General features: G+C 60.7%; 11 protein-coding genes. 6 read left to right on the top strand and 5 right to left on the bottom strand.

Annotated elements, in window-relative coordinates:
- Nucleotides 1-229 precede the first annotated feature (229 nt).
- The 4 genes from OP10G_RS17140 (at nucleotide 230) to OP10G_RS17125 (ending at nucleotide 5,238) form a co-directional block, all read left to right on the top strand.
- The gene (locus OP10G_RS17140; RefSeq protein WP_144241213.1) at nucleotides 230-1,018 is read left to right on the top strand and encodes a fumarylacetoacetate hydrolase family protein; all 789 of its coding nucleotides are present in this window, start codon (nucleotides 230-232) and stop codon (nucleotides 1,016-1,018) included.
- Nucleotides 1,015-2,250: a M16 family metallopeptidase gene (locus OP10G_RS17135; protein ID WP_038473278.1), complete on the top strand. Its 1,236-nt coding sequence runs from the start codon at nucleotides 1,015-1,017 to the stop codon at nucleotides 2,248-2,250. The genes OP10G_RS17140 and OP10G_RS17135 overlap by 4 nt, the downstream gene beginning before the upstream one ends.
- Nucleotides 2,251-2,254: 4 nt before the next feature.
- On the top strand, nucleotides 2,255-3,850 hold the full coding sequence (locus OP10G_RS17130; RefSeq protein WP_038473274.1) for a GAF domain-containing protein: 1,596 nt from the start codon (nucleotides 2,255-2,257) through the stop codon (nucleotides 3,848-3,850).
- 461 nt (nucleotides 3,851-4,311) lie between these two features.
- Nucleotides 4,312-5,238 (top strand): hypothetical protein, encoded by a 927-nt coding sequence (locus OP10G_RS17125; protein ID WP_144241212.1) that lies wholly within the window; start codon nucleotides 4,312-4,314, stop codon nucleotides 5,236-5,238.
- Nucleotides 5,239-5,285: 47 nt separating this feature from the next.
- On the opposite strand, the gene OP10G_RS17120 is transcribed toward OP10G_RS17125, so the two are convergent.
- Together OP10G_RS17120 and OP10G_RS17115 are read right to left on the bottom strand one after the other, a co-directional pair.
- Nucleotides 5,286-5,930 (bottom strand): S-layer homology domain-containing protein, encoded by a 645-nt coding sequence (locus OP10G_RS17120; protein WP_025229216.1) that lies wholly within the window; start codon nucleotides 5,928-5,930, stop codon nucleotides 5,286-5,288.
- Nucleotides 5,931-5,957: 27 nt separating this feature from the next.
- Nucleotides 5,958-8,771, bottom strand: coding sequence for an ATP-binding protein (locus OP10G_RS17115; protein WP_025229217.1), 2,814 nt, complete (start codon nucleotides 8,769-8,771; stop codon nucleotides 5,958-5,960).
- Nucleotides 8,772-8,876: 105 nt separating this feature from the next.
- On the opposite strand from OP10G_RS17115, the gene OP10G_RS17110 reads away from it, so the two are divergent.
- Nucleotides 8,877-9,812 carry a DnaJ C-terminal domain-containing protein gene (locus tag OP10G_RS17110; protein ID WP_025229218.1) on the top strand — a complete coding sequence of 312 codons (936 nt, stop codon included), beginning with the start codon at nucleotides 8,877-8,879 and terminating at the stop codon, nucleotides 9,810-9,812.
- Nucleotides 9,809-10,213 carry a heat shock protein transcriptional repressor HspR gene (locus OP10G_RS24880; protein ID WP_025229219.1) on the top strand — a complete coding sequence of 135 codons (405 nt, stop codon included), beginning with the start codon at nucleotides 9,809-9,811 and terminating at the stop codon, nucleotides 10,211-10,213. The genes OP10G_RS17110 and OP10G_RS24880 overlap by 4 nt, the downstream gene beginning before the upstream one ends.
- 64 nt (nucleotides 10,214-10,277) lie before the next feature.
- Here OP10G_RS24880 and OP10G_RS17100 read toward each other — a convergent pair whose 3' ends face one another.
- From OP10G_RS17100 to rpoC, 3 genes are all read right to left on the bottom strand, one after another.
- Entirely contained in the window at nucleotides 10,278-11,423 is a 1,146-nt protein-coding gene (locus OP10G_RS17100; protein WP_025229220.1) for an acyltransferase family protein, read from the bottom strand.
- Nucleotides 11,413-12,003 (bottom strand): hypothetical protein, encoded by a 591-nt coding sequence (locus OP10G_RS17095; RefSeq protein ID WP_025229221.1) that lies wholly within the window; start codon nucleotides 12,001-12,003, stop codon nucleotides 11,413-11,415. The genes OP10G_RS17100 and OP10G_RS17095 overlap by 11 nt, the downstream gene beginning before the upstream one ends.
- Nucleotides 12,004-12,623: 620 nt before the next feature.
- On the bottom strand, nucleotides 12,624-17,351 hold the full coding sequence (rpoC, locus tag OP10G_RS17090) for a DNA-directed RNA polymerase subunit beta' (RefSeq protein ID WP_025229222.1): 4,728 nt from the start codon (nucleotides 17,349-17,351) through the stop codon (nucleotides 12,624-12,626).
- Nucleotides 17,352-17,504 lie beyond the last annotated feature (153 nt).

The following is a 17,504-nucleotide window of genomic DNA, read 5'->3' as shown; positions in this document are numbered from 1 at the left end:
TCTCCTAAGCTTTCTCCTTGCTCGTGGTAATGGGCATCCTACCTGAACTTACGGTGCATGTCAAACGGGTAGATACCAGCTTCGTGGAGCAAACAAAAAGCGGCAAGAAATTAGGGGCGCGTTAGGCGGTGGGCGTTGGGCGTTGTTAGCTTTTGGACATTTCCACCGCCAACCGCCTAACGCTCAGCGCCTAACGCCCCAACGCCCTCCCCCCAGGTATTCTCTCGAAGTGAAATTGTGCCGCTTTGAGCTAAAGAGCTCTCCGGGCCAAGCCCGGTCCGGGATGGTGTACAGCGGCAAGATCTACGAGACGGATGGCGCTCAGGCCGTGGCCGTGCACGAGGCGGAAGCCGTTCGCCCCCTTTCACCGATTCCGCACGCCCCCAGCCTACGTATCTTCCGCACAGATCTAAACGAATTCGTCGACGCTTCGGAGCCTCGATTCTTCTATGGCAATCCCGGTTCGCTCGTCGGCGCAAGCCAGTTGATCAACCCGCCCGAGTCGACGGTGGAGATGGGCATCCTGCCGATGATCGCCGCCGTGATCGTCGCCGACGCGTACCGGGTAGACCTTGCGGACGCCGATGACCTGATCCTCGGCTTCACCCTCCTATCGATGCTCGTCGACCGGACCGAAGAGCGGGCCGACCTCGCCGCGAGCGCGATCGGCCGGTCCCACGATCTCGGCGCCGCGATCGGCCCCGTCCTCACTACTCCGGACGAGCTCGAAGATGAGGTGGAAACCGCCCAGTTCGGACGGCGCCACGCCCTAAGCTCGGTACTTCGAGTTAACGGCGTCGAACGCCAGCGAGGCAGCACCGGGGACATTCCATTCACTTTCGCCCAGGCGATCAGCTTCGCCAGCCAGACTTGCACCTTGCGGACCGGCGACATCTTCGCGTTTGGGCCTATAACGGAAACGGATGGCGAGCCAGTCGTACTAGAACCGGGCGACGAGGTGCACATCGCGGTCGACAGATTGGGAGCCCTCTCCCTTAAACTCAGCAACCCCTTATGAGCGATATACAGAAATTCGTCCTCGACAACGGCGTCCGCGTCTTGGTCGAGCCAGTCGGGCATGTGAAGTCGGCCGCCATCGGCCTTTGGTGCCGCACCGGCAGCCGCCATGAGCACGAATCCGAGGCAGGCATTACCCACTTGATCGAACACATGCTCTTCAAGGGGACGGAGCGCCGCACCGCTAAAGAGATCGCCGAATCGATCGAAGGTCGTGGCGGCTCGCTGAACGCCTTTACCGACAAGGAAGCGACCTGCTACTACTGCCGCGTCCTCGCCGACGACGTGGCGAACGGAGTGGATGTCCTAAGCGACATGATGCTCCACTCTCTGATCGATCCCGACGAGCTGAAGCGGGAACAGGGAGTGGTCCTCGAAGAGATCAAGCGAAGCGAGGACGAGCCGGGCGACCACGTCCACGACCTCCATCTGCACAACCGGTGGGGCGACCATCCCCTCGGCCGGCCGATCATCGGCACTCCCGAATCGGTGAGCTCGTTCACCCGCGAGAATATCAAGGCTTATATGGACCGCCGGTACCGCGCAGAGAACGTTCTTCTATCTGTGGCGGGAAATATCGACCCCCAGGTCGTCTTGGATGCCGCCCGCGAAACACTGGGAAAGATCCCGCACACCTCCCAGGACGCTCAGCCGACCCGGCCCTCCGGAACGAAACGGATCTCCCTCGAGAGCAAGGATGTCGAGCAGGTCCATTTCTGCATCGGCACCGATGGCACCTCCATTTACGACGACGACCTGTACACCATGGTGGTCCTCGACGCCGCCCTCGGGGGGAGCATGTCGAGCCGCATTTTCCAGGAAATTCGGGAGAAGCGCGGCCTCGTCTACTCGGTCGGCAGCTACACCCTTAACTACGGCGCCGGCGGCGCCTATGCCGTCTACGGCGGCACCAGCCTCGAGCAGTGGCCGCTGGTCCAGGAGCTCGTCCGGATCGAGTTCGACAAGGTCATGGCTTCCGGCCTGGACGACGATGAGCTCGGACGCACGAAACGGAACCTAAGCGGCAATATGGTGCTCGCGCTGGAAGGGATGAGCGGACGAATGATGCGGATGAGCCGCAATGAGCTCAACCATGGCCGAGATATTCCGATCGATGAAACCCTAACGAAGATCAACGCGGTTACCAACGATGCGATCGTCGCGCTTGCCAACAAGATCCTTAAGGAAGAACTGGTAAGCACGACCGCGATCGGACCGTTCGACGAGGAGTAAAGACGTGGACGCCATCGTTGGAGAGCTGGTGGCCGCACTGGCGCAAGTCGGGTCAAAGGACGAGCTGTTAAACGAGGTCGCCGCGACTTGGCGCCGCGGAACCGGCGCCGATTCCTGCGATATCCTGTTTCGCGAGCCCGGGGACGGGCTCGTCCTCAAGGCAAGCACCCAGTTTCCCGAACAGACGAACCGCCTAAAGCTGGGCAAAGGGATCGGTCTTACGGGCCAAGCGCTGGTCACCAACGAGCCGATCTTCGTCCACCGCGACGCCACTCAGGACCCTCGCTACGCCCGGCACCCGGGCGCGGACGAGGCTGGCTGCGTGTCGATCGCCGTCTTGCCGCTCCCTCCCCGAAGCGGCCAGGCGCTAGGGGTTCTGATGCTCCGTAAGTCGTGCCCGTGGAAGCCGACCGCCAGCCAGAAAGCACGGATGGAGGAGCTCGCGGAAACCACCGCCAACGTGCTCAAGGGCTTTAACAACGTATATCAAATGGGGGCCCAAATGAACCGTCTCGGGGCCCTTAGCGAAGTCTCCAAGACGATTGCCACCAGCCCCTACGTGGAGGAGATCCTCCAACTACTGGTCAACGTCACCGCGCAGCAATTCAACTACCGCGTCTGCACGGTCCGGCTGCTGGATGAGAATCGGGGCGAGCTCGTGTTGCGCGCCACTCAAGCCCCCGCCAAGGCATACCAGAGAAAACGGGCGATCAAGCTCGGCGAGTCGATCGCCGGACGGGCGATCGACGAACGCCGTCCAGTGATCGTACGCGACGTACAGGTGGAAGAAGACTACATCGGGCACGACCTCGCGGTGGAGCAGGGGCTGCGCTCGATGATCTGCGTCCCGATGGAGCTGCAAGAGCGGCCGATCGGCGTCCTAAGCTGCTACACCAGCGAAGTTCGAGAGTTCCCCACCGACGAGATCAAGGCGCTCGAAACTCTCGCCAAACAAGCCGCGGTGTCGATCGAACACTCGAAACTCCAGGTGCGAAACACGCTGATGCAGGAGATGCATCACCGGGTGAAGAACAACCTCCAGCAGGTCGCTTCCCTTCTCCGCCTGCAGATGCGCCACAGCGGCTACCGAACCCTGGAAGAGGCGCTGAACGACTGTCTCTCCCGCATCCTGGCAATCGCCGCTGTCCACGACCTTCTAAGCCGGGAAGACTTGGACCACGTCGGCATTCGATCGATCGCCGAGAACCTCGTGCACCATCACCAGAGCTCGTTGATGCTGCCCGACAAGCACATCTCCTTCGAGGTCCGCGGCGTCGACGTCAAGCTTCCGATCGCTCAGGCGACGCAGATGGCCCTGGTTCTCAACGAACTCGTTCAAAACGCCCTCGAGCACGGATTCAACACGACCCCCAACGGCGAGATCCACGTGAACGTGGAGGAGAAGAACGACGAACTCTCCGTCTGGGTCTCGAACAGCGGCGACCCGCTGCCCGAAGGGTTCGATCCCACCGTCGCAAGCCACCTCGGCCTCAAAATCGTCGATAACCTCGCGCGCGCCCTCGGGGGCCGCTTTAAGATGTCAAACGTCCTCGGCTGGACCGTCTGCGAAGTCAAATTCCCCCGTGCGACAGGGGAGTGAGCGTTTTCGCCTTAAAAATCCTCTTGCCCGAGAACCACGATCTCTCCAAAAACAACAGATGGGAGTATCCCAGCGAGCAGATTCAAGCGGCTGTCTCTAGATCTTCGTGGATTCGAAGCAGTCCCCAATTCATTACCGCTTCCGCTTGCTCCCGTGACACTCCTTCGAAACCTTCGAGGAATGTGTCGAGCGTTTCCCCGTGAGGAGGTAGTCGAAAAGCTGGTGGGCAAACACTCGTGTACCTTCGAAGCGAACCGCTCCATGCAATGTATCCGGAGTGCTTACCAAGATTCCCGCGAGTTCAGTTGAAATGTGCTTCAACGCCTTCGTCCCTCTCAAACATACTTCACCCAATCGGATGCTTCATAAAGAACCCTCTAGGGCTAGGTGGAGTTTCCGTCTCTCAGTTCCAAGCGACCGAACGCTTATCGAAATCTGACTACCGTTGTACGATGATGGGGATGCCGATCTTTATCGTTTTGACCGTTGCCGCCGCAATTTCGTTGGCACAAGGGCAAGCGCGAAATACCGCGACGCCGACGGTGGAAGGGCTACCCCCCACCTTTACGGGTAAGGGTCTGAAATTAACAAATGGATGGTTCCAACGGCAAGGGCATGAGGTGCTGAGAACCCACTTGGAAGCGACGATTACGCAGCGCCCCCACGACCTCTGGGACCTATCCGTGGACAATCTGCTCCTATCCAGCATTCCAAGCGTTCGGTCGTCGTCAGGAGTCATCGCAGAGTTTAAGAACGGGAGGGCGACCTTAGACGACACGTCTCGCGTGCCGCTTCTATCCGGCCAGCGCGCCGCTTCGATAGTAGGGACGGTTCAACGCTATCGGGAGGCCGACGAGTCGATTGTGTTGAAGGATGTCAGGCTCGTTCCCAACCCTGGCCGTCGGTCACGGCTTTGGCTAGCAGCGGTTCCGACCGGAACGCAAACATATCGAACCCCGTCCGGCGTTCGGATTACATTTTTGCCTCCGCCCAAAGAACACCTGGACGCGAATGCCATCGTGGATACCGATGGCCCGGCGGAACGATTCTCGCTTTACTACCGGACGGAACCCAACGAGTTTGAATCGGTTCATCTCTCCGGCTCACCGGCCCACCCGGTTGACGGGAAGGTGGATCTTTGGCTCATGAATCCGACCGCCATGTTCAGCGATCCGGGCATGAAGAGCGATGTCGAACGGAGAAATCGGAACGTTTCGGACAATCGGCAGGTGAGTCGGCCTGCGGTCAACATCCCCTCTTCCATCACCTTCCATCGGGTTGGAAACTCGATGGTCGTCCCAGAGATCCGCCTGACGCTACGCCACCACGCGATCCTTGAGAGCCACCGGTGGCGATTCACCGGTCCGATTCGGGAGATTAAGCGATGAAGCGTGAGTCTAGGTAACGATTCGTTTGCACTCCGAGCGCAAGAGGTTCAACGACCTTGGAAGAGGTTTCCAGATTTTCCGGTCTCGTAACCACGAAGAACTCCGTTCGCTCGCAGATTACGAACCGCATGGGCAGCCCAGTGATCCGCCGGCACGTCGGGGAACTGCTGCGTTGCCTCCCCAACCTTTGCCAACCGAAGTGATCGCAACATACCGAGGTCGCGATCGACTTGGGCGGACAATTGTGCCGGGTCAGCCCCAATTCCTTCCAGCTCAACTTTGAAGAAGGGAATGAGCTCGTGGAGTTCCTTGTAATTCCTTGCCGCTCCCTTTCTAAGGTATCTCACGTCAGAAGCGAGAGTAACCACCGATTCTTTCATTGGTGCAAGTGCGTTCGGTGGCCCAGCAAACGCCGCCACTAATTCGTTGGTGCGGATTATATGTGCAATGAAATAGTGAACGGTAAGGTAAGCGGCGTTGACGGCTACCGCTTTGTCATATCGGCTGTCCGCTCGGACCTTGAGTCCCAGCCCGTCGGGATAGCCCATTACCAGTCCTTGGCTCTTGAGATCCGAAATCGCCTCATATACCCAGTGATTGGCGGGCGTATCTGGGAGCAGATCTGACTTGGACTGCCCTACAGCCCCGGCGGAAAGCGCGAATGGTAACCCACAAACGAACCAGGCCAACATGACCTCACCATACGGGGTTGTCCCGGATTACCCACTGCTTAGCGAACAAGCCCTCAGTCCGTAATCGATCGCCACGTCGGTCGACCAGGCCTTTGTTTGCTCGGCGATTTGGGCTAACTTTGCTGGGCCCAGTTCGGTCGCGATTAGCTCGGCCTCGGCCAGCAAGCGCTCCTCGGCGTTATACGAGACCTCGAAGCCGAGTGAGGCTTCCAGTTGTCGCACGATCTGTTTACATATGGCAGCGTCCGGGTAGCGACGCTCGACCGTGCATATCGACCCCAGCGATATGAACACCCAGGAGAGCAGGTACGCGTCGTCCAGCCCTCTCAACCGGTGCAGCGCCTCGGCGAGGAGCGGCTTCGCGGCTTCGGGCGAGCCACGAACGATTTTGGCCCAGGCGTAGCCCTGGAGAGCGAACAAGTAGTCCCGAGGGCTGTCCGCCGCGGGGCACATGCTGAACGAGCGGCGAAAATGCTCTTCGGCGGCGTCGTAGCGGCCGGCGTCCGTTGCCGTACGGCCGAGATTCGCGTACGCCCGCGCTACGATGATCGGAGGCTCGGTGCCGTCGCACTGCTCGATCGACTCCGCAAGCGCTCGGTAAGCCGACTCATAGTCGCCGACCGCTCGATAAGCCATGCCGATATTGCCGAGTGCCGCCGTCAGCACATCGCGCTCGCCAAGCTCCTTGGCCCGCCGGATTGCCTCCTTCGCGAGTTCAATCCCCTCCCGCGATTCGTCCCTCGCGTTGGCGATCGCGCACGCGTGGGAGTAAATCCAGGCCATCAGTTTTGCATCCGCTCCCTCTGAGCGGAGGAAGGTCGCGTCCAACCACCGTTTCGCCTCCCGTAACGAAGCGGTATACAGCCAGAAGCGGACGAGCAGGTGAACGAGCCGCACGAACCGGTCGTTGTCGGGACAGTGCTTGAGCGCCGAGCTCCAATTCCCGCGCTCTGACCGCAACCGCTCAACGGCATGCTCCTGCTCCGCAGTCACCAGCCGGTCGCGCATCTCCGTGGTCAAGCGGATCATTTCGTCGGCGTGCCGCCGGCGCGTGCTCTCCAATTCGCCGCTTTCGGTAAGGCGCCCGAGGCCGAACTCGCGAAGGGTCGAGTACATCGAGTACCGCACCGGCGAAAAATGGTCCTCCTGAACATAGACCAACGATGTGTCGATCAGCCTCGAGACGACCGCCAGGGGATCCTTTCCCTCCAAAACCGCCCCGGCCGATTCGAGCGTAAAGCCGCCCTCAAAAACGCTCAACTGTCGGAACGCCTGCTTTTCTTCCTCGTTCAGAAGTTGGTAGCTGGCATCGATCGCCGCCTCCATCGTCTTGTGCCGCGGATGCCGGCTCCGTTCGGAACTCTGGAGCAAGCTCAGGCGATTCTCCATCCGCTGGCTCACCTCGGCGATCGGCAGAATGTTGAGCCGGGCCGCGGCGAGCTCGATGGCAAGGGGGATGCCGTCGAGCGCCCGGCAAATCTTGGCCGCCCATCGGACATTCTCGTCGTCGGACCTCAGCCCCGGCTGGACCAAGCGGGCGCGCTGAAAGAATAGATCCGTGGCCGGCGAGGTGCGGATCTCCTGGATCGGGGCCCCGTCCCCGGAAAACCGCAGAGGAGATATCGGAAATACCTGTTCCCCGTTGAGCGAAAGAGGCTCGCGAGACGCGGCAAGGATCTTGAGGCCATGACAGTCGCGGAGAAGCCCTTCCACGATCTTGTTGGCCGAGGCAAGCACGTGCTCGCAGTTATCCAGCACGAGAAGCGCGCGTTTGTTGCCCAGGTGCCGACGCAGGGCGAGCGAGGCCGACGGCATGTTTTTGTCGGCAACCCCAAGGTTGCGAACGAGGTGGTCGGCGACGAGGTCCGGATTCACCACGTCCTCGAGCGACACGACTTGGACGCCATCCGGAAACGCGGACGATTCGGCGGCGAGACGCGCCACCTCCGCCGAGGTTCGGCTCTTGCCCACCCCGCCGGGGCCGGTGATCGTTACGAGCGGTCGCTCCGCGAGCAGATTCAGGATCTGCGTAACCTCCTCTTCCCGGCCAACCAGTGGCGTAAGCGGTCGTGGAATTCGGTCTTGTCGCTCCGTCCGAACCGTCACAGCGGGCGAAGGCGGCATCGACTGCAAGAGTGCTTGGTAAAGCGCTACTGTCTGTGGATCCGGCTCCAAACCGAGCCGCTCCCTCAAGTTTGCCTTCGCGCGGATGAAAACCTGGACCGCCTCGCTCACATTGCCGGAATCGGCCAGAGCCGTCATCAACTTTCGGTGCAGCGATTCCTGCAGGGGAGCCGCCGCGGAGGCGTCGCGCAAACAGCGGATCGCGGTCTCGTAGTCGGCGGCCTCTAGCGATCGCTTGGCGTAGCGGGAGAGATACTTGACGTAGGCGGCCTGAAAGGCGTCTCGTTCGTTCAGCAACGACGGCTCGAACCAGTCGGCGATCAACGGGCCGCGGTAAATCGCCTCGAGCTCATTCAGCTCACTCGGCCCAGGCTCGCCGGAGGCGATGAGCTCCTCGAATCTCTTGACATCTACGTAAGTGTCGTCGGAGCAAAATCGAAGGGATCGCCCCGACGGCGACTCGATCCGCTCCGCCTGGTCTGCCAGCGCTTTGCGCAAGTCGACCAAGCTCTGACGGAGGCTAAGTCTTCCCTGCTCGGGTGGACTGTCGGGCCAAAGCGCCTCGCAAAGCCAGTCCCGGGAAACCTCGGCGGGTGACTTCAAGGCCAGATGCGCCAGCAGAGAGATTCCCTTGCGGCTACGCAAGCGCCGCATCGGCTTCCCATTCAAAAGCACCTCGGGCGAGCCGAACAGGCGCACGATGAAAAGTTCCTGCATCTGTTCCCAGAAAGGATTTTAGCAGTGTTCGACGGGGCCGTAAATTCTGAAACTTTTCGGAAGGCTTGAGCGTTATATACTCATGTCATTGAGCGGTTAGGTGTCATGGCGAAGAACTATTACGACGTATTGGGAGTGTCCAAAGGGGCCGAGGAAAAGGACATCAAGTCCGCCTACCGCAAGCTCGCTCGGAAGTATCACCCGGATGTGAATCCGAACGATAAGTCGGCGGAAGCCAAGTTTAAGGAGATCAGCGAGGCGTACGACGTCGTCGGCGATCCCGAGAAGCGGAAGCTTTACGATCAGTACGGCAGCAACTGGGAGCATGCCCAGAATTTCGGCGGCGCTCCGGGCGCGGGTGGCGATTTCGAAGACGCGGGCGGCTTCCACATCGGCGGAGGAGGCGGATTCGAAACGATCTTCGAACAGTTCTTCGGCGGCCGGCGCGGGGGCGGCATCGATTTCCAGGACCTCGAATCGTCCCAACCACGCGACGTCGAGAAGGTTGTGGAGATCCCCTTGGAGGAGATCGACCAAGGATCGAAACGGACGCTGACTTACCAGACGATGGATGCCAAGCGAACGCCAAACGGCATCTCAACGGTTCCGACCACCAAGAAGGTGGAGGTGAAGATTCCGGCGGGGATTTCGGACGGCAAGAAGTTGCGAGTTCCGGGGAAAGGGGCGGCAGGGGCCAACGGTAAGGCAGGGGATCTGTACGTCGTCATCAAGTGGGCCGAGCATCCGCAGTTCGCTCCCAAGGGAGAGCAGCTCGAGGTCGAGGTGCCGGTGAACTATGCCACGGCGGCCCTGGGCGGCGAGATCAGGGTGCCCACTCTACGTTCGTCGGTCACCATGAAAATCCCGGAAGGGACGCAGAGCGGCCAAGTCTTCCGACTTGGCGGGCAGGGGATCGCGCGCCTCAACGGAGGACGAGGAGACCTCATGGCGAAGGTCAAGATTTCCGTCCCCAAGCATCCGTCCCTGAAGGAGCGGGAGCTGCTCAAGCAGATCGCGGAGCTCGATAAGGTGAGTGCGTGAGAACGGACAATCAACCGGTGTACATGATCGGGGTGGCGGCGTCGCTCTGCAACGTGCACCCTCAAACGTTGCGGCAGTACGAGCGGCTTGGGCTGGTGATTCCCTCTCGCGCCGGCGCAAAGAACCGGCTTTACAGTGAAAACGACATCCGCCGGGTGCGTCGAATCCAGCGTCTGACGCAGGAGATGGGGGTCAACCTGGCGGGGGTCGAGCTCATCCTGCGCCTGCTCGACGACATGGAAGAGATGCGCCGGGACATGGACCGGCAACTCGAGGAATATGTAAATGAAGCGGAGCGGCGGATCGCCCAGCTTCTTTCCAATCCGGCGACGCCGATGCGGCGCGACGAGCGGCTGCTGCCGGTTCCCAACATCCAGCCTCGGGTTCGGGTCGACCTTTAGGCCGCTGTACAGGGGCGGGCCGCCCCTGCTACCCATGGGCGAGCCGCCCGTGCCACGATGGAGGTTACGGCCTTGATTGCACTCGGGCGAAGTGGGCTTTTAGACGCAGGAACGGCATCTCATAGAATCGATAGAGCGCCGCCGCCAGAGCGATGGTAAGCGCCAGCGAAAGGCCGGTAGCCCCGAATAGACCCAGATGGAGCCGATCGGAAACCCATACGGCTAACGGCATAACCAAAAGGTGGATCAGGTACATGCCGTAGCTGATCTTTCCAAGGCCAACCCAGAGACGCCCTTCTAGCACATGAACCTCGGGGGGCTTCGTGACGAGGATCCACACCATTAGGGCGGCAAAGCCGGTGCCGAAGAGGCGAGTGGTCCACGAGAGCCAGCTTGGGTCAACGCCGAGGGGCGGGCAGAGGCTGGAGGCGGCGATCAGGCCGCACAGGCAAGCGATGAGCCAGCCCCATATTTGCAAACGGGTGGCAGCGAGTCGTGGCAATCGATCTCGGTAGAGGGCGAGCAACGCTCCGAGGCCGACGCAGTCCACCTGGGCGGGGGTGGAGTACCAGGCGGTTTCCCAAGTGGCTCCATCCACAAAAATCAGCGCGGCGCGAAATGCGAGACCCACAAATACGAGCCCGATGGCAATCCAGCAAAGACCCTGCTGAGCAAGTCGCTTGGCGGCGAGCGGCCAGAGCGCGTAGAACTGCTCTTCCACGCTGATGCTCCAGAGCACGGAGATGCCCCAGTAGGGGGCCACGTAGTTGCCGAGAAGAAGAGCGTATCGGAGGCCGGCATCTAGCGGAAGGCCGTCGCCGGCGGCCCAACGCATCCAAAGGAACAGGATGAGAGCGAGATAGTAAGCCGGCCAGATCCGCAGGATGCGGCGAATATAGAAGGCCCGCACGTCGACGGTTCCGGTGCGCTCCCGCTCGATGAGGAGCAACGACGTGATGAGGAAGCCACTGAGCGCGAAGAAGAGCGGAACGCCGAAGGCGCCGGCGTGGCGCACCGCGAGCAACATCCGAAGACCAAAGCCGCCTCCCTTCTCCACCGCGTCGAGGGCAACAATGGGAGCATGGTGCAGAAACACCATGAGGAAGCCGATCCACCGAAGGCCGTCAAGCGCCGGTAAGTAGAAACGCTCCGGGCGGGTTTCGGCGATGGAGCTGGAATCCCGTCGCCCCGGGGCGCCGCTAGCTTTCAAGCAACCGCTTCAGCTCGTAGTTGTAGCGGTAGAGGAATTCGAGCACTTGGTCTTGCCGACGTCCGAAATGTACTTTCGCGATGCTGGAAACGAGAATCGTCGAGGTCCCGTCCGGCTCTCCGTTGTTTCCGATCCGCTCGATCTCTACGTAATCGTCCCCGACCTCTCGAACGAAGCCACTAGGACCGTAGTCGTTCGAGTCGACCAGGTGGACCATCGTGTTGTTAGCTTTCGCGTGCTCCAACTGCCCACGCAAATCGGTTTGGCCCGCGCCCGACTTCCGGAAATCCTTGTCGAAGACCGAGTCGCGATACTGGTAGAGAAGCTCCAGCTTGCGGATATAGGCGTTATCCGCGTCTACTCGCAGGACATCGTCGGTGTGAAGCGCGCGCCGGCCGTCGGGCTCACCCTTCGGGGTTAAGCACTGAAGGATTACTTCCGAAGAGTCGGCATACTCGACGAAACCGACTTCATACGCCTGATAGTCGTCTGCCTCCGCGTAGACGGCGACCGCCCGTCCCTGCTCCTGGGCCTCTCGAAGCGCATTTAGGAATCTAGTCTTCCCATCGATGCCAGCCATATGGGAATGGTGGCAGTGGGTCTCATCGAACCGAGGGGCGCTGCGACAAAACGCGCAATGTTACGAGGACAAACCAGTCCATATCGGCCTCCAATAGCTTCGACTATACAAAGCCGAGAGGAAGCTCTACCGGGCGCTCCTCCTCGCTAGACTCGCACGTTTGCGGGGAGTCGCCGAGCTCGCCGATCGCCACGGCGAACCACTGGGGAGGGAGCTCGGAAGCTATAGATTGAAACTCGGTCCTGTATTCCATGGTCGTGAAAATTCGTTACGCAATTCGACTACTGGAAAGTTGCTCAAAAGAATTTCTCTGGATTCTTTCCACTAGCGATTACCAGTAATTAGACTGGTGCGCTGCAGTGAAAAGTTGGGAGTGACAAGTCGAAGTGGACGCGACGGGACCAATTCGTTTCCGTCCCTCTTTATTTGAACCGCAGGCCCGGAAAAGGCGGGACGATAGCGACCTCGCCGACCCTCTGGCACTAGGTCCAAAGTCCCAATCACATCCCGGTGCGGGAACACCGAGGCGGATTTGGCTACGCACCAAAAATCAAAAGGTCCGCAAAACAAAAAAAGGAGCCGGCTTTCGCCGGCTCCTTTTTTTGTTCCCTGTCGAGAGGCTACTTGACTTCTTCTTCGAAGTCGTCCTCATCGGCGGCCATGTCGGCCAGCGACGGGAAGTTGAGAGCGCCGAGGGCGTCTTCCATTCCCCGCTCGTCGGCTTCGACGAGAGCGGTGAGCGATTGCTCGGCCCAGCTCGGACCACGCTGCACGTCGATCCCGATGTCGCGGTACTGCTTGACGCCGGTACCGGACGGGATGAGACGGCCGATGATGACGTTCTCCTTGAGACCAATGAGGTGATCCTTCTTTCCGCGGACGGCGGCCTCGGTGAGGACGCGGGTCGTCTTTTGGAACGACGCGGCCGACAGGAACGACTCGGTGGCAAGCGACGCCTCGGTGATACCTAGCAGGATCCAGGTCGCAGTGGCTTCCTTAGGATCTCGCTCAATATTCTCGCCCGTGATCGGGTCGACGTACTTGATCTTCTTCCCTTCCTGGATCAGCCGGCGAACCTGGTCGTTCGCTCGCTGATAGGCGAAGCGGTCGACCATCTGGCCCGGGAGGTACGGGGTGTCGCCCGGCTCCTTGATCTGCCGCTTTCGCAGCATCTGCCGGATGATAACCTCGATGTGCTTGTCGTTGATGTCGACGCCCTGGCTCTTATAGACGCTCTGCAGGTTCTCGACGAAGTAGTCGTAAACCGCGGAAGCGCCAGCCAGCTCGAGAACCTCGTGCGGATCGCGCGGACCTTCGGTAAGGGGGTCTCCCTTGATAACCTTGGTCCCCTTGCTGACCGGAAGCTTACCGAGCGGCGGGACGAGGATCGGATAATAGACGTTGACGGAGGTGACTTCCGCCTTGCGGAGGAGGGCCAGAGTCGCGGTAGTGAGCTTCTGCCCGATCGCCTTCTGCAGACCGCCTTCGTACTCGCCGTTGCTGTTCGTCGCCCAGTTCTGCTGGTCGCCGATGTAAGCGTCCTTGAGGGTCGAAGTCGTCTTGACGGTCGCCTCGACGATGACCCACCGGCCGAACGAGGACTCGCGAATATCGCGAACCACGCCGGTCACCGGACAGATGATCGCCTTACCACGCGGCTGACGTCGAGCTTCGAAGATTTCTTCGACGCGGACGATACCGCTGGATTCTCCCGACCAAGAGTAGAAGAACGTCTTTCGAGCGCGCTCCCACTGCTTGCGGCTGTCGCTGTCCAGCTTGTCCGCCGCCTTCTGGGCCGCTTTGCTGGCGCGCTCCGTCTTCCGCTTCACCTTAGGATCGGCGGTATCGACTTCGACCGGCTGGATCGTGAGAGGCACGGAATCCTTATTGCTGAAGAACGACTTGACGACCGACTCCTGGCTCTCCAGAAGCTTCGTCGGGTCGAACGCCTTCATGTCAGTATCCGTCGCGGTGGCGAAGTCCTCCATGAACTGTCGGATGAACCGACCCGTCTTGTACTGGTTGGTACGGGCGATCGTGGCCGATCCGGCAACGCCACCCGTGTGGAACGTTCGCATCGTCAGCTGCGTTCCGGGCTCTCCGATCGACTGGGCGGCGATGATGCCGACGGAGAGTCCAACCTCGACGAGCTTGCTCGTCGAGAGGTCGGTTCCGTAGCACTTGGAACAGATTCCCTGCTCCAGCTCGCACGTCAGCGGCGACCGGATCATGACGCTCAGGTAGCCATGCTCGTCGGCCTCGAACCCGTAACCCCGGTACTTGTCCGCGATCGCGTTCTTTTCCTCTTCAGTCTCAGCGGCTGCCGATTCGGCGACGAACTTGTTCTCAATCGCGGTGATCCGCTTTGCATTGTCGCGGGTCATCGGCTCTTGGAACTCGGTGAGCGCCTCGCCGGTGTCTGGGTCGACGATAACCGAGAGAGCGACGCGTCCGACCAGTCGGTCGGCGATCGGCTCGATCGCTTCGCCCTGGTCGACGATTCGGTGGGCCAGGATGCCGTCGGTGGTTCCGCAGTCGCGGGCCTTGACGATGACGTCCTGAGCGACGTCGCAAAGGCGTCGCGTAAGGTAGCCGGCGTCTGCCGTTCGGAGAGCGGTGTCGGCAAGTCCCTTACGGGCTCCGTGGGTCGTCACGAAGTACTCCAGCATCGAGAGGCCCTTGTGGAACGAGCTCTTAACCGGGAGCTCGTAGATAACCTCGTTGAACTGGTTGAACATGAGGCCGCGCATGCCGGCAAGCTGCGCAAGCTGCTTGACCGAACCACGAGCGCCGGAGACGGTGACGATGCTGAGCGGGTTCATCTGGTGCAGACCCGCGACGATCGCCTTACCGATTTCGTCGTACGTGTCCGTCCAGAGCTTGACCAGACTCTGCGTCATCTCGTTATAGGTGAGCATTCCGCGGCGGAACTGGTTGGTGATCTTGGTGGAACGGTCGTCCGCGTCCTTGATCATCTCCTCGCGCCGGGCAGGCGGGTCCATGTCCGTGATGGCGACCGAAAGACCGTATCGGGTGGCCCACTTGAAGCCCATGTCCTTCATGTCGTCGAGCAGCTTGATCGTAGCGCCCACGCCGGCTCGGCGGTGGACGGTAAGGATCATCTCGGACAGCGCCTTCTTGTTCAGCTCGACCTTCAAGAACTCGTCGGAGTGCTTGATCGGGTACGGCAGGATCGTGTTGAGCACGAGCTGGCCGGGGGTGCAGGTCGCGATGAACGTCTCGAACTCTTGCTCGTACGGCTGAAGCTCCTGGAACTCGTCTCCTTCCTCGGTCTGCGTCGTGACCTTGCGGTACTCGGCGCCGGTGACCGGATCGCGGAAATCGACCTCGGAATCGGGGCGGAAGATCGGCCGCTTGATCCGGACCTTGATCGGATCGTTCGTCGCGATCCGCTGCTCCTTGATGGGAGTGTCGAGATACATGATGACCTCTTCCGGATTGGCGTAGGTCCGCGCGGGAGGATTCTTCTCAGGATCCTCGGCGTGCAGACGCTCGATCTCGGCAAGGTTTTCGCGGGCTTCGTTTCGCACGAAGGTCAGCGCGTAGTTACCAAGAATGATGTCCTGAACCGGGGCGCAGGTCGGACGGCCGTCCGCCGGCGAGAAGAGGTTCTGCGTCGACAGCATCAGGACGCGGGCTTCCGCCTGCGCCTGGGTGCTCAGCGGAATGTGGACGGCCATCTGGTCGCCGTCGAAGTCCGCGTTGTACATGTTACAGACGAGCGGGTGAACCTGGATCGCCTTGCCGTCGACGAGGATCGGCTCGAACGCCTGGATACCGAGCCGGTGAAGCGTGGGAGCGCGGTTCAGGAGGATCGGGTGCTCCTTGATGACCTCTTCGAGGCCGTCCCACACCGCCGGGTGCATCCGGTCGATCATCCGCTTAGCGGTCTTGATGTTCTGCGTGATCTTCTTCTCGACCAGCGTCTTCATCACGAACGGCTTGAACAGTTCGAGCGCCATCTCCTTGGGGAGACCGGCTTGGTGAAGCTTGAGGTGCGGGCCGACGACGATAACGGATCGTCCCGAGTAGTCGACGCGCTTACCAAGAAGGTTCTTTCGGAAGCGGCCTTCCTTACCCTTGAGCATGTCGCTGAGCGACTTGAGCGGCCGGGAGTTGGAGCCGACGACCGGGCGAGCACGGCGGCCGTTATCGATCAACGCGTCGACGGCTTCCTGGAGAAGTCGCTTCTCGTGGTTGATGATCGATTCCGGGGCGTGGATCTCGATGATCTTCTTCAACCGGTTGTTTCGGTTGATGATGCGCCGGTAGAGGTCGTTCAGGTCGGAGGTCGCAAACCGGCCGCCGTCGAGCTGAACCATCGGGCGAAGCTCGGGGGAGATGACGGGGGTGACGTCCAGGATCATCCACTCGGGGCGAGAGCGGCTGCTAACGAGCGCCTCGACCACTTCCAGCCGCTTAATGGCGCGGGCGCGCCGCTGGCTGGTGGTCATGATGATTTCCTGGCGAAGCTCGCGGGCGAGCCGCTCCAGGTCGACGCGGTGCAGGAGTTCCTTGATCGCCTCGGCGCCGATGTTGGCGCGAACGAGGGAGCGGAGGTCCTTGCCGAGACGGCTGCCGACGCTGTCGAGCAGCTTGCTGACGGCGCGGTACTTGTCTTCGTCGATGAGCTGGTTTCGCTCGAGCTTGCCGAGGATTTCGACGGCGAGGTCGAGGTCCTTCAGGCGATCGTCGGCGTCGCGGTACTCGGCCTTGATTCGGTCGTTAACCGCTTTGGCGCGCTCGCGGGCGAACAGCTCGTCGTACTCTTCCCGGTTGTTGTTGAGGTCGTCGGCGAATCGCTTGAACGACTCCTCTTCCAACTCGCGCATCTGCATCTGCAGGTTCGCTTTTTCGACTTCGACGGCGACGCGGATGTCCGGGAGGATATCGGCGATCTTCTCGTTGTCGATGTCGATGATGATGAAGCTGGCGAAATAGATGACCTTTTCGAGCAGCCGCGGCGAGATGTCGAGGATCAGCGACAGCGGAGAGGGGACGCCCTTGAGGTACCAAATGTGGCAAACCGGGGCGGCCAGCTCTACGTGGCCCATCCGTTCGCGCCGCACCTTGCTTCGGGTGACCTCGACGCCGCATCGTTCGCAAACGATGCCCTTGTATTTAATCTTCTTGTAGCGGCCGCAAGCGCACTCCCAGTCCTTTACGGGACCGAAGATGCGCTCGCAGAACAAGCCGTCACGCTCAGGTTTGAACGTTCGGTAGTTAATCGTCTCCGGCTTCTTTACTTCGCCGTGAGACCAGCCGAGGATATCCTCGCTGGACGCGATACCAATACGGATCTTGTCGAAAAGGCTGACGTCTGCCATAATTTCAAAGCGCACGGATCAGTCCCACAGCGACCAGAGGGACGTTGCGTTAAGGCTGGAGGGGGTCGGAGGGCGTACCGCGCGTCCCTTTACTTTACCCTAGGGCTTTGTGCCGATTTCTACGGGATGGTTGACGCAATTCTCCCTACCTCC

This window comes from Fimbriimonas ginsengisoli Gsoil 348 (assembly GCF_000724625.1).
Lineage (GTDB): Bacteria > Armatimonadota > Fimbriimonadia > Fimbriimonadales > Fimbriimonadaceae > Fimbriimonas > Fimbriimonas ginsengisoli.
The sequence above is the reverse complement of the archived record's forward strand: the minus strand, read 5'-3'. Positions and strand labels throughout refer to the sequence as shown.

What these genes read in the sequence shown, in the direction of transcription:
- OP10G_RS17135 (WP_038473278.1), top strand. Translation starts at nt 1,015, where the DNA reads ATGAGCGATATACAGAAATTCGTCCTCGACAACGGCGTCCGCGTCTTG.
- OP10G_RS17125 (WP_144241212.1), top strand. Translation starts at nt 4,312, where the DNA reads ATGCCGATCTTTATCGTTTTGACCGTTGCCGCCGCAATTTCGTTGGCA.
- OP10G_RS17120 (WP_025229216.1), bottom strand. Translation starts at nt 5,930, where the DNA reads ATGTTGGCCTGGTTCGTTTGTGGGTTACCATTCGCGCTTTCCGCCGGG.
- OP10G_RS17115 (WP_025229217.1), bottom strand. Translation starts at nt 8,771, where the DNA reads ATGCAGGAACTTTTCATCGTGCGCCTGTTCGGCTCGCCCGAGGTGCTT.
- OP10G_RS17110 (WP_025229218.1), top strand. Translation starts at nt 8,877, where the DNA reads ATGGCGAAGAACTATTACGACGTATTGGGAGTGTCCAAAGGGGCCGAG.
- OP10G_RS17095 (WP_025229221.1), bottom strand. Translation starts at nt 12,003, where the DNA reads ATGGCTGGCATCGATGGGAAGACTAGATTCCTAAATGCGCTTCGAGAG.
- rpoC (WP_025229222.1), bottom strand. Translation starts at nt 17,351, where the DNA reads ATGGCAGACGTCAGCCTTTTCGACAAGATCCGTATTGGTATCGCGTCC.